8 protein-coding genes are annotated in these 12,779 nt (G+C 70.0%); 5 read left to right on the plus strand and 3 right to left on the minus strand.

Annotated elements, in window-relative coordinates:
• Positions 1 to 7 precede the first annotated feature (7 nt).
• The 5 genes from JMV16_RS23535 to JMV16_RS23555 all read left to right on the plus strand — a co-directional run bounded on the left by JMV16_RS23535 (position 8) and on the right by JMV16_RS23555 (position 7,721).
• The gene (locus tag JMV16_RS23535) at positions 8 to 3,142 is read left to right on the plus strand and encodes an efflux RND transporter permease subunit (RefSeq protein ID WP_201496770.1); all 3,135 of its coding nucleotides are present in this window, start codon (positions 8 to 10) and stop codon (positions 3,140 to 3,142) included.
• Positions 3,143 to 3,249: 107 nt separating this feature from the next.
• The gene (locus JMV16_RS23540) at positions 3,250 to 4,974 is read left to right on the plus strand and encodes an FAD-dependent oxidoreductase (protein ID WP_201496771.1); all 1,725 of its coding nucleotides are present in this window, start codon (positions 3,250 to 3,252) and stop codon (positions 4,972 to 4,974) included.
• A 25-nt stretch (positions 4,975 to 4,999) separates the two neighbouring features.
• Positions 5,000 to 5,257 carry a DUF2783 domain-containing protein gene (locus JMV16_RS23545; protein ID WP_201496772.1) on the plus strand — a complete coding sequence of 86 codons (258 nt, stop codon included), beginning with the start codon at positions 5,000 to 5,002 and terminating at the stop codon, positions 5,255 to 5,257.
• On the plus strand, positions 5,254 to 6,576 hold the full coding sequence (fahA, locus tag JMV16_RS23550) for a fumarylacetoacetase (RefSeq protein WP_201496773.1): 1,323 nt from the start codon (positions 5,254 to 5,256) through the stop codon (positions 6,574 to 6,576). Before JMV16_RS23545 ends, fahA begins: the two co-directional genes overlap by 4 nt.
• 137 nt (positions 6,577 to 6,713) lie before the next feature.
• Positions 6,714 to 7,721 (plus strand): NAD-dependent epimerase, encoded by a 1,008-nt coding sequence (locus JMV16_RS23555; protein ID WP_201496774.1) that lies wholly within the window; start codon positions 6,714 to 6,716, stop codon positions 7,719 to 7,721.
• A gap of 29 nt (positions 7,722 to 7,750) precedes the next feature.
• On the opposite strand, the gene JMV16_RS23560 is transcribed toward JMV16_RS23555, so the two are convergent.
• The 3 genes from JMV16_RS23560 to prsR all read right to left on the minus strand — a co-directional run bounded on the left by JMV16_RS23560 (position 7,751) and on the right by prsR (position 12,766).
• The gene (locus JMV16_RS23560; protein ID WP_201496775.1) at positions 7,751 to 8,539 is read right to left on the minus strand and encodes a serine protease; all 789 of its coding nucleotides are present in this window, start codon (positions 8,537 to 8,539) and stop codon (positions 7,751 to 7,753) included.
• Between the two features lie 14 nt (positions 8,540 to 8,553).
• On the minus strand, positions 8,554 to 11,316 hold the full coding sequence (gene prsT, locus JMV16_RS23565) for an XrtA/PEP-CTERM system TPR-repeat protein PrsT (RefSeq protein ID WP_201496776.1): 2,763 nt from the start codon (positions 11,314 to 11,316) through the stop codon (positions 8,554 to 8,556).
• A 73-nt stretch (positions 11,317 to 11,389) separates the two neighbouring features.
• Positions 11,390 to 12,766 carry a PEP-CTERM-box response regulator transcription factor gene (gene prsR / locus JMV16_RS23570; RefSeq protein WP_236580678.1) on the minus strand — a complete coding sequence of 459 codons (1,377 nt, stop codon included), beginning with the start codon at positions 12,764 to 12,766 and terminating at the stop codon, positions 11,390 to 11,392.
• Positions 12,767 to 12,779: the final 13 nt, after the last annotated feature.

A 12,779-nucleotide genomic window follows, 5' to 3' on the forward strand; every position in this document is an offset into this window, starting at 1 on the left:
AAGCGCCATGCTGACCAGGATCATCCAGTGGTCGGGCCGCAACCCCTTCCTCGTGCTGCTGGCGACGCTGTTCATCGTCATCGCCGGCGTCGTCGCGGTGATGAAGACCCCGCTGGACGCGCTGCCCGACCTGTCCGACGTGCAGGTCATCGTCTACACCGAATACCCCGGCCAGGCGCCGCAGGTGGTGGAAGACCAGGTGACCTACCCGCTCACCACGGCCATGCTGGGCGTGCCCAGTTCCAAGGTCGTGCGCGGCTTCTCCGTCTTCGGCGCCTCCTTCGTCTACGTCATCTTCGAGGACGGCACCGACATCTACTGGGCGCGCAGCCGCGTGCTCGAATACCTCAACTTCGCCGCCGCCCGCCTGCCCAAGGGCGTGTCGCCGGCGCTGGGGCCTGATGCCACTGGCGTCGGCTGGGTCTACCAGTACGCGCTGCTGGCCAAGAACAAGACGCTGGCCGAGCTGCGCACCATCCAGGACTGGTATGTGCGCTACCAGCTCACCAAGGCCCACGGCGTGGCCGAGGTGGCCTCCATCGGCGGCTTCGTGCAGACCTACCAGGTCACGGTGGACCCGCTCAAGCTGCGCAGCTTCGGCATCTCGCTGGCCAAGGTGGGCCAGGTCATCCGCGATTCCAACCGCGATGTCGGCGGGCGCGTCGTCGAGATGGCCGAGACCGAGTACATGGTGCGCGGCAAGGGCTATCTGCGCGGCAGCGGCGACATCGAGCAGCTGGTGGTGAAGAACGACCGCGGCACCTCGGTGCTGATCCGCGACATCGCGCGTGTCGAGCTGGCACCCGACGAGCGCCGCGGCCTCACCGAGCTGAACGGCGAGGGCGAGGTGGTGAGCGGCATCGCGATGTCGCGCTACGGCCAGAACGCGCTGGAGGTGATCAGCAACATCAAGGCCAAGATCACCGAGATCACCGCCGGCCTGCCCGCGGGCGTGAGCATAGAAGCGGTCTACGACCGCAGCGACCTCATCCACCGCGCCATCGCCACGCTGCAGCGCACGCTGATCGAGGAAAGCCTCATCGTCGCCGCGGTCTGCGTGGTCTTCCTGTTGCATGTGCGCTCGGCCCTGGTGGCCATCCTGATGCTGCCGGTGGGCGTGCTGATCGCCTTCATCGCGATGCGCCTCTTGGGCATGAACTCCAACCTGATGAGCCTGGGCGGCATTGCCATCGCCATCGGCGCCATGGTCGACGCTGCCATCGTGATGATAGAAAACGCCCACAAGCACCTCGAGCGCCTGCCCGAGGAGCACACGACCGCCGAGCGTGCCGAGGCCATGCTCGAGGCCTGCAAGGAGGTGGGGCCGGCGCTCTTCTTCTCGCTGCTCATCATCACCGTGTCCTTCCTGCCGGTGTTCACGCTGGAATCGCAGGAGGGGCGCCTCTTCTCGCCGCTGGCCTATACCAAGACCTTCTCGATGGCCGGCGCGGCCATGCTTTCGGTGACGCTGGTGCCGGTGCTGATGCTGCTCTTCATCCGCGGCAAGGTCATGCCCGAGGCGAAGAACCCGGTCAACCGCTTCCTGATCTGGGCCTACCGGCCGCTGATCGCCGGCGTGATGCGCTGGAAGCTGCTCACCATCTTCATCGCCGCGGCGGTGTTGGCCGCCTCCTGGGTGCCGGCCTCGCGCCTGGGCAGCGAGTTCATGCCCACGCTCAACGAGGGCACGCTGCTCTACATGCCGGCCTCGCTGCCGGGCATGTCCATCACCAAGGCCGCCGAGGTGCTGCAGACCCAGGACAAGATCATCAAGAGCTTTCCCGAGGTGGCCTCGGTCTACGGCAAGGCCGGCCGCGCCAACACCGCCACCGACCCGGCGCCGACCGAGATGTTCGAGACGGTGATCAACCTCAAGCCCGAATCGGAATGGCGCGCCGGCATGACCACCGACAAGCTCATCGCCGAGCTGGACAAGGCGCTGCAGTTCCCCGGCATCTCCAACGCCTGGACCATGCCCATCAAGGCGCGCATCGACATGCTGTCCACCGGCATCCGCACGCCCATCGGCATCAAGGTCTTCGGCAAGGACCTGGCCGAGATGGAGCGCCTGGCCAAGGAGATCGAGGCCGTGGTCAAGAAGGTGCCGGGCACGACCTCGGCCTTCGCCGAACGCATCACCGGCGGCAGCTACCTCACGGTGGAGCCCAACCGCGCCCAGCTGGCGCGCTACGGCCTCTCGGTGGGCGAGTTGCAGGACGTGATCGGCACCGCGCTGGGCGGCGAGATGGTGACGACCATGGTCGAGGGGCGCGAGCGCTTCGGTGTCACCGTGCGCTACCCGCGCGAGCTGCGCAGCAGCCCGCAGCAGATCGAGCGCGAAGTGCTGGTGCCCACGATGGACGGCGGCATGGTGCCGCTGGGCCAGGTGGCGCGCATCGTGGTCGAGCGCGGCACGCCGGGCATACGCACCGAGAACGCGCTGCTCTCGGCCTACATCTTCGTCGACATCCGCGACCGCGACATCGGCTCCTACGTGGCCGATGCGCGCAAGGCGGTGGCCGAGGCGGTGGCCTTCCCGAGCGGCTACTACATCACCTGGAGCGGCCAGTTCGAGTACATGGAGCGCGCGGTCGAGAAGATGAAGATCGTGATCCCGGTGACGCTGCTGACCATCTTCCTGCTGCTCTACCTGAACTTCCGCCGCATGACCGAGACGCTGATCGTGATGCTCTCCGTGCCCTTCGCGCTGGTGGGCGGGGTCTGGCTGATGGCGGCGCTCGGCTACAACCTCTCGGTGGCGGTGGCGGTGGGCTTCATCGCGCTGGCCGGCGTGGCGGCCGAGACCGGCGTCGTGATGCTGATCTACCTCGACCACGCCTGGCAGGCGGCGCAGGCCCGCTGCCGCGCCGAGGGCCGGGCGCCGCAGGCGGACGATCTCTACGGCGCGGTGATGGAAGGCGCGGTCGAGCGCGTGCGGCCCAAGATGATGACGGTGGTGGCCATCATGGCCGGCCTGCTGCCCATCCTGTGGGGCACCGGCACCGGCTCCGAGGTGATGAGCCGCATCGCCGCGCCCATGGTGGGCGGCATGTTGTCATCAACGGTGCTGACGCTGGTGGTCATTCCTGCGCTTTATGCGCTGGTAAAAGGTTGGCAGATGCGGCGCGATGCCCGCTGCTAATATCTCCCGCCGTCCCCGCTGCCCAGGCCCCCCGATGTCGCCAGCCGCCTTTGTCCCGCCGGCCGATCCGCGCCCGAAGCTCCGGGTCGGCTGACGACCGCGCCGGCATGCCCAGCACCTACACCTACCCGCGCTACGCCTACCGGCGCCCGGCCGAGCTCGACAGCCCCGGCGCCACGCCGCGCCACCCGGTGGTGGTGGTGGGCGCCGGCCCGGTGGGCCTGGCGACGGCCATCGATCTGGCCCAGCAGGGCCTGGCGGTGGTGCTGCTCGACGACGACGACACCGTCAGCGTCGGCTCGCGCGGCCTGTGCTATGCCAAGCGCACGCTGGAGGTGCTCGACCGCCTGGGCTGCGGCGAGGCCGTCGCCGCCAAGGGCGTGACCTGGAACATCGGCCGCACCTTTTTCGGCAATGAAGAGGTCTTCCGCTTCAACCTGCAGCCCGAGCCCGACCACCACCGGCCGGGCATGGTCAACCTGCAGCAGTACCACCTCGAAGAGTTCATGGTGCGCCGCGCCGCCGCGCTGCCGTTCATCGACCTGCGCTGGAAGCACCGCGTCGTTGCGGTGGCGCCGCAGGACGACGGCGTGCGCGTCGAGGTGCAGACCGCCGACGGCCGCTATGCGCTGCAGGCCGACTGGCTGGTGGTGGCCGACGGCGCGCGCAGCCCGGTGCGCACCATGCTGGGCCTGGAGGTCGAGGGCAAGGTCTTCCGCGACCGCTTTCTCATCGTCGATGTGGTGCTCAAGCAGCCCATGTTCGCCGGCAACTCGGCCGAGCGCTGGTTCTGGTTCGAGCCGCCCTTCCACCCCGGCGCCGGCGCCCAGGCCGGCACCGGCGCGCCGGCCAGCAGCAGCGTGCTGCTGCACCGCGAGGCCGACAACGTCTGGCGCATCGATTTCCAGCTCGGCTGGGGCGCCGACCCCGAACTGGAAGCCCGGCCCGAGCGGGTGATTCCGCGCCTGCATGCGATGCTGGGGCCCGACGCCGAGTTCGATCTCGAATGGGTCAGCGTCTACACCTTCCAGTGCCGGCGCCTGCAGCGCCTGCGCCACGGCCGCGTGCTCTTCGCCGGCGATGCGGCCCACCAGGTCTCGCCCTTCGGTGCCCGCGGCGCCAACTCCGGCGTCCAGGACGCCGACAACCTGGGCTGGAAGCTCGCGCTGGTGCTGCAGGGGCACGCGAGCGAGGCCTTGCTCGACAGCTACAGCGACGAGCGCATCGCCGCGGCCGACGAGAACATCCTCGAGTCGACACGCTCGACCGACTTCATCACCCCCAGGAGCCAGGTGGCCAAGGACTTCCGCGACGCCGTGCTGACGCTGGCGCGCGAACACCCCTTCGCCCGCCTGCTGGTCAACTCCGGCCGCCTTTCGGTGCCGGCCCAGCTCGGCCGTTCGCCATTGAACACGCCCGACCGGGCCGTCTTCGAATGCCGCATGGCACCGGGCTCGGCGATGGAAGACGCGCCGCTGCGCCATCAGGGCCAGGACGGCTGGTTGCTGCAGCATGCCGGCGGGCGCTTCGTGATGATGCTTTTCGCGCCCACCACGGCGCTAGACGCCGCGGCCCAGGCCGCCATCCGTGCGCTGGCAGGGGCGCCGCTGGCAGTTCACACCCTGCTCATCGTCAGCCGTGACGCCGCGGGCGAGCCGCCGGCCGGCTGCACCGTGCTGCTCGACCACCGCCAACTGGTGGCGCGCCGCTACGGCGCCCGCCCCGGCAGCGTCTACCTGCTGCGCCCCGACCAGCATGTGGCCGCGCGCTGGCACCACCTGAGCCTGCCCGAGGTGAACGCCGCGCTGGCGCGCGCCACCGCCCAAGTCTGAGATGTAGCGCGATGAGTGACCTGCCATGAGTGACCTGATCACCCAGCCCCATTTCGGCACGCCCGGCGAGGTGCCGCGCCAGGCCTACACGCCCGGCGACGATTTCTACGAAATCCTGATGGAGGCTCACCGCGACCTCGGCGACGCCGAGAGCCGGCTGGTCAACGCCCGCCTGATCCTGCTGCTGGCCAACCACATAGGCGACCTTGGCGTGCTGCGCCAGGCGCTGCGTGCTGCGCGTGCCGGCGTGGGGCCGGCCGCCGCCGGGCCCGTGCCGGCATGACGGCGCTGGACGCCACCCACGACCCGGCGCTGCAGAGCTGGGTCGAATCGGCCAACGCGCCCGGCGCCGATTTCACCATCCAGAACCTGCCCTATGGGCGCTTTCGCCGTGTCGGCACCGAAGAGCCGCTGCGCATGGGCGTGGCCATTGGCGACCAGGTGCTGGACCTGCGCCTGGCCCGCGAGCTCAGCCCCTGGGGCGAGGGCATTGATGCGCTGCTGGCGCCCTTGGCCGAGGGCGACCTGATCGCCTTCATGGATCTCGGCCCGCGGGCCTGGAAGGCGGTGCGCGCCGCGCTCTCCCATGCGCTGGCCGCCGGCAGCGACCAGGGGCCTTTTCTCGAATCCTGCCTGCTGCCCCGCGCTGGGGCGGCGATGGCCCTGCCCTGCACGGTAGGCGAGTACACCGATTTCTACAGCGGCCTGCACCATGCCAGCGCCGTGGGGCGGTTGTTCCGCCCCGACCAGCCACTGCTGCCCAATTACAAATGGGTGCCGGTGGGCTACCACGGCCGCGCCTCGTCCGTCGTGGTCAGCGGCACGCCCGTGCAGAGGCCGCTGGGCCAGATCAGGCCGTCCGATGCGGCGCCGCCCGAGCTGGCCGCGAGCCGGCGGCTGGATTTCGAGCTGGAGCTGGGCGCGCTGGTGGCCGGCGGCAATGCGCTGGGCGAGGCGGTGCCCATGGCCAAGGCCGAGGACCGCGTGTTCGGCCTCGTGCTGCTCAACGACTGGAGCGCCCGCGACATCCAGGCTTGGGAGTACCAGCCGCTGGGGCCTTTCCTGTCCAAGAATTTCGGCACCAGCCTCTCGCCCTGGGTCGTCACGCTCGACGCGCTGGCGCCCTTTCGCCGGCCTTTCGTGCGGCCCGCCGGCGACCCCCAGCCGCTGCCCTATCTGGACAGCCCGGCCAACCGCGCCGCAGGCGCCTTCGACATCGGCCTCGGCGCCTGGCTGCAGACGGCCGCCATGCGCCAGGCACGCCAGGCGCCGCAGCGCCTGATGCACAGCAACGCGGCCGATGCCTACTGGACGCTGGGCCAGCTGGTGACCCACCACACCGTGGGCGGCTGCAACCTGCGCAGCGGCGATCTGCTGGGCACGGGCACGCTCTCGGGGCCGGCACCGGGGCAGGGCGGTTCGCTGCTCGAGCTGAGCGAAGGCGGCCGCAAGGCGATCACGCTGGCCGGCGGCGAGCAGCGCCTGTTCCTGGAGGACGGCGACACCGTCGTGCTGCGCGGCGTCTGCCAGCGCGCGGGCGCGCGCCGCATTGGCTTCGGCTCCTGCCACGGCACGGTGCTGGCGGCGCGAGCGCCAGCCTGAGGCAGGCGCCGTGAACTCCTGGGCGGGTGGCCCGCGGCGCCACCGCGGGCCTCCGCGCCCGCATGCCAGAATTCGGCGCGCCCCATTCCGGCCTGCTTCCTGCAGTCCACCGAGCCGCGCCAAGCCCAAGCCCACCCATGAAAATCCTGCTCACCGGCGCCGCCGGCTTCATCGGCATGACGACCACGCTGCGCCTGCTGGCGCGCGGTGACGAAGTCGTCGGCCTGGACAACCTCAACGACTACTACGAGGTCCAGCTCAAGCTCGACCGCCTGGCGCGCCTGACGCCTCACCCGGGCTTTCGCTTCGTCAAGCTGGATGTCGCCGACCGCGCCGGCATCGAAGCGCTCTTTGCCGCCGAACGCTTCGACCGCGTCATCCACCTCGCGGCCCAGGCTGGCGTGCGCTATTCGCTGCAGAACCCGCACGCCTACATCGACAGCAACATCGTCGGCTTCATGAACATCCTCGAGGGCTGCCGGCACAGCGGCGTGCAGCACCTCGTCTATGCGTCCAGCTCCAGCGTCTACGGCGGCAACACGAAGATGCCGTTCTCCGAGCACGACAGCGTCGACCACCCGGTAAGCATGTACGCGGCCACCAAGAAGGCCAACGAGCTGATGGCGCACACCTACAGCCATCTCTTCGGCCTGCCCACCACGGGCCTGCGCTTCTTCACCGTCTACGGGCCCTGGGGGCGGCCGGACATGGCGCTCTTCCTCTTCACCAAGGCCATCCTCGAAGGGCGGCCCATCGACGTCTTCAACCACGGCCAGATGCGGCGCGACTTCACCTTCGTCGACGACATCGTCGAGGGGGTGATCCGCGTGATGGACCGCAAGGCCGAGCCCGATCCGGCCTATGTCTCCGACACGCCCGATCCCGGCACCAGCAACGCGCCCTACCGCGTCTTCAACATCGGCAACCACAACCCGGTGCAGCTGCTCGACTACATCGCCTGCATCGAGGACGCCGTCGGCCGCAAGGCGCAGAAGAACCTGCTGCCGCTGCAGGATGGCGACGTGCCGGCCACCTTTGCCGATGTCGACGCGCTGCGCGACTGGGTCGGCTTCACGCCGGCCACCGACATCCGCAGCGGTGTGGCGCGCTTCGTCGACTGGTACCGCGGCTACTACAAGGTCTAGGCCGGCGGCGCGCGGGTCGCGCGCCTGGGCTACTTGCGGTTTCTTGCCGCCTCGGCCAGCAGCTCGTGCAGGTAGCGCACCGGTATCGCATAGGTGATGCCGGTGGGGTGGGTGAGGGCGCTCTCGCGGCTGCCCTTGACCAGCACCTGGTTGACGATGCCGACGACGCGGCCGCTGCTGGCGTCGAGCAGCGGGCCGCCGCTGTTGCCCGGGTAGGCCGTGGCGTCGAGCTGCAGCACCTCGAAATTGCCCTCGCGCAACCGGCTCACGGCGCGTGCGTCGAGTTGCTGCGCGCTGGGCGCCGGCAGCGCGGCCGTCGTGATCGAGGCGACGATGCCGCGGTGGGTGACGGCCGCGAAGCCGAGCACGCCGCCGATGGGAAAGCCCATCAGCGCCACCGCCTGGCCTTCGCGCACGGCGCCGGCCTCGTCCAGCGCCAGCGCCGGCAGCGGCGGGCCTTCCAGCTCGAGCAGCACGAGGTCGCGCACGCGGTCGGCGGCGATCAGGCGGGCGCGTCGCAACTGGCCCGCGCCGGCCTCGCGCGAGGCCATCACCATCAGCGACTGGCTGCTTTCGACTTCGGCGGCCGGGGGCAGCACATGGAAATTGGTGACCAGCCAGTTGCCGGCGCCGACCACGAAGCCGGTGCCGCGAAAGCCGAAGCGCGGCGCGTCGGTGGCGTTGTAGGTGCCCACCGGCAGCACCGAGGGCCGCGCCGCCTTGATCACCGCCACCAGGTCTTCGGCGCGGGCGGGCAGGCCCGCCAGCAGCAGAGCGGTGGCGCCGGCCGCCAGGGCCAGGCTCAGGCGGCGGTTCATGGCCGGCGCCGCGCCTACAGCGACTGCAGCAGCTTGCTCACCTCGGCCTGCTGGCCGAACTTGTCGCCCAGCTTGGCCAGGGCGTCGAGCTCGGCGCGTGCCTTGGCCTTGTCGCCGGCCTTGGCGTAGTAGCGCGCTAGGTTGAGCTTGAACGAGGGATCGCCGGGCGTGCGCGCAATGGCACGCAGCTGGGTCTCGATGGCCTGGGGCAACTGGTTCTCGGAGGCCTGCGCCGCAGCCAGGGTGTCGAGCAGCGGGCCGCGCTCGGGGAAGAGCTTGTTGGCCTTCTCGGCCATCGCCAGGCCGCCCGGCTTGCCCTGCTTGACCAGCAGCCAGGCCACGTTGTTGAGCGCCAGCGCGTTGTTGGGCTGCAGATCGAGCACGGCGCGGTAGCGCGCCTCGGCGCCGGCGGCATCGTTGGCCGCCATCTGCACATCGCCCATGTAGAACAGGAAGGCGCCGTCCTTGGGGCTGGCCTTGAGCCAGTCGGCAGCCACCTTGTCGGCGTCGGCGTTCCTGCCGGCCTGCCTGAGGGTGCTGTGCAGGCGCACGGCGTTGTCGGTGTTGGCGGCGCGCTGCAGCGCGGCGCGGTAGGCGGCCACCGCCGGCTCCCAGTTGCGGCGGCTGGCTTCGACGTCGCCTTCCAACGCAAAGCCGGTGGCGGCCTTGGGATCCTTCTTCTGCATCTCGCGTGCGAGGTTGAGGCCGTCCTGCGGGCGCTTGTCCATCACCGCCAGCGCCACCAGGCCGCGCTGGGCCTGTTGCAGGTCGGGCTTGATCTCGAGCGCCCGACGCAGCGCCCGCGCCGCGTTGTCGCTGTCCTTGGCGGCCATGTGAGCCTCGGCCAGCAGCACCTGGTTCTGGGCATTGCTGGGCTGCAGCGCGGCCAGTTTCTTGAAGGTGGCGACGGCCTGGTTGCCTTCGCCGGCCGCCATCTGGGCCCGCCCCATTACCTCCATCACGCCCAGGTCATTGGGCAGCGCGGCAGTGGCGGCCTGGGCTGCGGCCAGTGCGTCCTTGGCCTCGCCCGCGGCCAGCAGCTGATTGACCAGCACCAGATGGGGCGTGGGCTCGGCCGGGCTGGCCTTGACGGCGTCGCGCGTGAGCTTGAGCACGTCGGCCGGTGTGCCGCCGCTGCGCGCGCTCAACTCGGCCAGCGCCAGCAGGGCCTGGAAGTTCCTGGGCTGGACCTTGAGCAGATCCTCGAAGCGCTTGCGCGCCGCCTCGGGCTTGCTGGCGCTGAGGTCCATCGCCGCCAGGCTGGCGATGGCGGGGAAGAAATGGGCGTCCTTGGCCAGCGCGGCCTCGAAGGACTTGGCGGCCCCCGCGACATCACCCTTGAGCAGCAGCACGCGGCCGCGCAGATTGGGCGCCAGCGGCTGCTCGGGCACCTTGCGTTCGAGGGCGTCGATGGCCTTGAGCGCACCGGCCACGTCCTTCTGCGACAGCCGCGCGCTGATCAGTGCCAGGTCGGCGCGCAGGCCCTTGTCGCTGGCGGCAATGTTCTCCAACTCGGCGATGGCGCCGGTGTCGCCGCGCGCCAGCTGCGACAGCGCGGCCGAGGTGCGCACGCGCGGATCGTCGGGGGCAGCCTTGGCGCCGGCCTGGAAGGCGGCCTCGGCCTTCTTGGTGTCGCCCATCTGCATCCAGGCCTCGCCGGCCAGCGCGAGCGTGGCGCCGTCGACCTGCTTGCCATCGAGCACCGGCTGCAGCACGTCGACCGCCTTGTTGGGCTGGTTGCTGCGCAGATAGGTCTGGGCCAGCATGTGGCGGGCACGCAGCAGGCCCGGTGCGCCCTTGAGCGCCTTGCCCAGCAGGGTTTCGGCCTGCGCGTACTGGCGCTGCGCGAACTCGGCCGCGCCGGCGAGTTCGAGCACGCGCACGTTGTCGGGCATGGCCTTGAGCATGCGTTCGGTGATCTCGCGCGTGAGCTTGTAGTTCTTCTCGCTGAAGGCCACCTGGGCCTCGAAGAACAGCGTCTCGGGGTGGTTGGGCGCAACCTTCTTCATCTCGGCGATCTGCGCCTTGGCCTCGCCGTCCTTCTTCTGGGCGTACAACAGTGTCACGACGGCCGAGTGGGCGGCCATCGACTTGGGGTTGACGCCCAGTACCTTGCGGTAGGCCTCGAGTGCGGCCGCCACGTCCTTCTTGCCGCCGAAGAGGATCTCGCCCTTGAGCACGCCGGCGCGCTCGTTGGTCGGCTCCTTGGCCAGCACGGACTCGAGCAGGGCCAGGGCGCCGTCGAAATCGGCCTCGCCCGCCTTCAGCCGTGCCTGCACGATGATGGCGGGTGCATGGGTGGCGCGCGCCTTCAGCGCCGCGTCAATGGCCTCACGCGCCTTGGCCGGGTCGCCCTGCACCGCATAGGCTACCGCCACCGAGGTCTGCAGGTCGGCGGTGGCGCCGTCGTCCTTGAGCCGCATAGGCGCGTACTGGACGATGATCTTGGCCTCCTCGCCCAGCAGCAGCATGGCGCGCGCCAGTTCGGGCAGCACCTGCTCGTCACTGATCTGCAATTCCTGCGCCTTGCGCAGCTCGACCGCCGCGGCCACCGGGTCGCCGGATTCGAGCAGGGTCTTGCCGAGCAGGAAGCGCGCATCGCCCGAGCGCGGGTTCTTCTGGATCGCGTTCTTGAGCTGGATCAGCGCCGCCTTGGCGTCCTTCTTCTCGAGCGCGGTTTTGGCGCTGGCGATCAGATCCTTCTCGCTCTCGCCCCCGCAGCCGACCAGGCTGAGGGCGGCGACGGACAGGCAGGCGGCGGCAAGAATGCGGTTCATCGGCGTGGTTCTCTCGGTTCGGACTCGAAGGCCGGGCGGGCTGCGCTGGGCTGCGGCGGGTGCTGCCGCCGGCTTACTTGATGGCCAGCCGCTTCATCAGATCGTAAAGCGTGGGGCGGCTGACGCCCAGGATCTCGGAGGCGCGCACGATGTTGCCGTTGGCGCGGGCCAGCGCGGTGACGATGGCGCCGCGCTCGGCCGCCTCGCGCACCGTGCGCAGGTCGAGATCGGTCTGCTCGACGGCGCGGCTGCCGTCGGCATCGGCAGGCGGCGACGGCAGGCCCAGGTCTTCGCAGGTGAGGCGGTCGCCGTCGGCCATGATGGTGGCGCGCTTCATCGCATTGAGCAGCTCGCGCACATTGCCCGGCCAGGGGTGAAGCTCGATGGCGCGGATCGCGTCCTCGCTGAAGTTCAGGCCGCTGCGGCGCTGGTCCTGCGCGAAGCGGCGCAGAAAGGCGTGGGCCAGCAGCACGGCGTCGCCGCTGCGGCTGCGCAGCGGCGGAATGTTGATGACGATCTCGGCCAGGCGGTAGTACAGGTCTTCGCGGAAGCGGCCTTCCTTGATCAGATTCTTCAGGTCCTGGTGGGTGGCGCAGACCACGCGCACGTCGACCGGGATCTCCTGGCGGCCGCCCAGGCGCTCGATCGTGCGCTCCTGCAGAAAGCGCAGCAGCTTGGCCTGCAGCGAATGCGGCAGATCGCCGATCTCGTCGAGCATCAGCGTGCCGTTGTGGGCGGTCTCGATCTTGCCCGGCGTGGTCTTGGCAGCGCCGGTGAAGGCACCCTTCTCATAGCCGAAGAGCTCGCTTTCGAGCAGGTTCTCGGGGATGGCGGCGCAATTGATGGCGACGAAGCGGCCGGCGCGCTTGGAGGCCGCGTGAACTCCCTGCGCCAGCACCTCCTTGCCGGTGCCGCTCTCGCCCAGCAGCAGCGCGGTGGCGTCGCTGCTGGCGATGCGCTCGATGGTGCGCGAGATGCGGAGCATCTCGGGGTCGCGCGTGATCAGCCCGGCCATCGCGTCGGGCTGGCGCAGCGCCTGCAGGCGGCGGTTCTCGGCCTGCAGTTCGGCCAGGCGCCAGGCGCGGTCTATCGTCAGGCCCAGCACCTCGGGGTCGAAGGGCTTGGCCAGGAAGTCATAGGCGCCCAGCGCCACCGCGCGCAGTGCATTGGCCTGGTCGTTCTGGCCGGTGAGCACGATGACCTTGGCGCCGGGGTCGATGTCCAGCATCTGTTCGAGCAGGCGGAAACCTTCGGACACCGAATCGGGGTCGGGCGGCAGGCCCAGGTCCATCGTCACTACCGCAGGCTGGTGGCGACGGAACTGCAGCAGCGCGCTTTCGCGGTCGCTCGCGGTCACCGACTCGAAGCGGTCGAGCGACCACTTGATCTGCTTTTGCAGCGCGAGATCGTCCTCGACGATCAGCAGGGGGGTAGCGCCGTGGTTGCTCACAGGGTGCTCACAG

The organism is Rubrivivax sp. A210 (assembly GCF_904426505.1).
Lineage (GTDB): Bacteria > Pseudomonadota > Gammaproteobacteria > Burkholderiales > Burkholderiaceae_C > Rubrivivax.